Origin of the sequence: Streptomyces sp. P17 (assembly GCF_032436805.1) — a bacterium.
Lineage (GTDB): Bacteria > Actinomycetota > Actinomycetes > Streptomycetales > Streptomycetaceae > Streptomyces.
In genome coordinates this window covers 1-2,628 of record NZ_JAVRBF010000152.1, presented here as the reverse complement: position 1 = coordinate 2,628, position 2,628 = coordinate 1, and the positions used below count along the sequence as shown (strand labels likewise).

The following is a 2,628-nucleotide window of genomic DNA, read 5'->3' as shown; positions in this document are numbered from 1 at the left end:
TGTGAGCGATCACGAAATTCCCCAGGTGAGGCGGGTTCCGCGTCACGTAATTCCCCACCCTCGCGGTCACGTAATTCCCCAGGGGGATCGCGGGTGGCGGGGGTCATAGTCCTGGCCGTCGAGAAGACGCACGCTTCCTCGATCAGTGGTTCGAGGTCGAGGGAAGCGCACGATGGCAAGGAGAACGTTCAACGTGGTCGATGTGACCGAGATCTACGTCCACTGGTATGCGGGCCGCTCGAAGAGTGAGCTGGCCGCGTCGCTGGGAGTGGACCGCAAGACGATCAGGAAGTACCTGGCCCCGGCGGAGGCCGCCGGGATGACCCCGGGCGGCCCGGTGATGACCGAGCAGGACTGGGCCGGGCTGATCAAGGGCTGGTTCCCCGAGCTCGCCGACGTGCGGCTGCGGCAGGTGACCTGGCCGGAGATCGACAAACACGGTGATTACATCAAGAGCCTGCTGGGGACGGTGACCGTCTCCACGATCCACCAACGGCTGCGGGACGAACACGAGTTGACGGTGTCGGTGTCCAGCTTGCGGCGGTGGATATCGGCGACGCTGCCCGAGGAGACCCGCCGCTCGCAGGTCACCGTCCTGCGTGACGAGGTCGAGCCGGGGCTGGAGGCCCAGATCGATTACGGCTTCCTCGGCCAGTGGATCAACCCGCGCAGTGGGAAACGGCACCGGATCTGGGCGTTCGTGATGATCCTGGCCTGCTCGCGGCACATGTTCGTCCGCCCGGTCATCCATCTCGACCAGCACTCCTGGACCGAGTCGCACGTCGAAGCCTTCAAGTTCTTCGGCGGCGTCGCCCAGCGGCTCGTGCCCGACAACCTGAAGACCGGGGTGGACAAGCCCGACCTCTACGACCCTAAAATCAACAAGGCGTATGCCGAACTCGCCGTGCACTATGGCGCGTTGGTAGATCCAGCCCGTGCTCTGAAGCCCAAAGACAAGCCCCGCGTCGAGCGCCCTATGCCCTATATACGTGATTCGTGGTGGCGTGGGCGGGAGTTCGTCTCCCTGGAGCACATGCAGGCCGACGCGGTCCGCTGGTCGGGCGAGGTCGCCGGTCGTCGGCAGTGCCGGCCGCTGGGCGGGGCATCGCCGCTGTCGGTGTTCGAGGCCGTCGAGGCCGAGACGTTGCTGCCGCTGCCGAAGACGCCGTTCGTGCTGGCCCGCTGGTCCACCGCGACGGTCGGCCCGGACATTCACATCAAGGTGGGCCGCACCCTCTACTCGGTGCCGTGGAAACTGATCGGCCAACGCGTCGACGTCCGTTCCACCGCCGGTTTCGTGCAGATCTTCCACGAGGGCGAACTGGTCAAGACCCACGCGGCACTTGAGCAGGGCAAACGCACCCACCACGGCGACTACCCGCCCGAGAAGATCGCGTTCCATATGCGGACCCCGCAATGGTGCCGCACCCAGTCCGTCCAGGTCGGCGCCGCCTGCAAGGAGGTGATCGACGGCCTGCTGGAAGTCAACGCGCTCTACCGGCTCCGCGCCGCCCAGGGAGTGCTCGGTCTGCGCAAGAAGTACGGCGACGCCCGGCTGGACGCCGCCTGCGCCAAGGCCACCCTCGTCGGCGACCCGTCCTACCGCACCGTCAAGGGCATCCTCGTCGCCGGCACCGAGACCGAACCCGCCCCCGAGACCAGCGGCGACGGCGGGGCCGCGGCCTTCCTGCACGGCCCGACGCGGCTCTTTTCGACCGCCGCGACCCCCGGGATGACGAACGACGACCGTGATGACCACCGTCACGAAGAAGGAGTCGCGTGATGAGCATCATGGACACCGCCCTGCGCGACGCGCTCCGCGCGCTGAAGCTCTCGGGCATGCTGGAAACCCTGGACGCCCGCCTCGCCCAGGCCCACGGCGGCGAGCTCGGACACCTGGAATTCCTGCAGACGCTCTGCCAGGACGAGATCACCCGCCGCGACACCGTCGCCTTCCAACGCCGCCTGCTCCGGGCGAAGTTCGAGCAGCAGGTCACCCTGGAGGAGTTCGACTTCGCGGCCTCCCCGAAGCTGCCCGCCGCCCAGATCCGCGACCTCGCCGCTTTGCGCTGGCTGCACACCGGAGAGTCCGTAATTTTGTTCGGACCGGTCGGCGTCGGGAAGACACACGTCGCCCAGGCGCTCGGACACCTCGCCATCCGCCAGGGCGCCGGCGTCCGCTTCGCCAAGACCAGTCGGGTCCTGGCGGACCTGGCCGGCGGCCACGCGGACCGCACCTGGGACCGGCGTCTGCGCGAGTTGGTACGTCCCGACGTGCTCATCCTCGACGACTTCGCGATGCGCCAGCTGACCGCTGCCCAGGCCGACGACCTCTACGAGCTGGTCTCCGAACGGCAGGGCCGGTCGCTGATCCTGACGAGCAACAGGGCGCCGAGCGACTGGTATCCGCTCTTCCCCAACCCCGTGGTCGCCGAGTCGCTCCTGGACCGGCTGATCAACACCAGCCACCAAGTGATCATGAACGGCCCCAGCTACCGGCCCAACAAGCGGCCCCGAGCAGGAGGCACCGACAAGACAAACAAGCCCTCGATCAAGTAGACATGGACGAGGTCAGGACCTGGGGAATTACGTGACGCCGGGCCCGGGGAATTACGTGACCGTTCACAC

The 2,628-nt window shown here is 67.3% G+C and carries 2 protein-coding genes; both read left to right on the top strand.

All coding sequences use genetic code 11. The features are described from left to right. Positions 1-193 precede the first annotated feature (193 nt). Complete coding sequence (gene istA / locus RMT89_RS39910) at positions 194-1,783, top strand: IS21 family transposase (protein WP_007495356.1); 1,590 nt, start codon at positions 194-196, stop codon at positions 1,781-1,783. Beyond that, positions 1,783-2,559 carry an IS21-like element helper ATPase IstB gene (gene istB, locus RMT89_RS39905; protein WP_007495354.1) on the top strand — a complete coding sequence of 259 codons (777 nt, stop codon included), beginning with the start codon at positions 1,783-1,785 and terminating at the stop codon, positions 2,557-2,559. Before istA ends, istB begins: the two co-directional genes overlap by 1 nt. Positions 2,560-2,628: the final 69 nt, after the last annotated feature.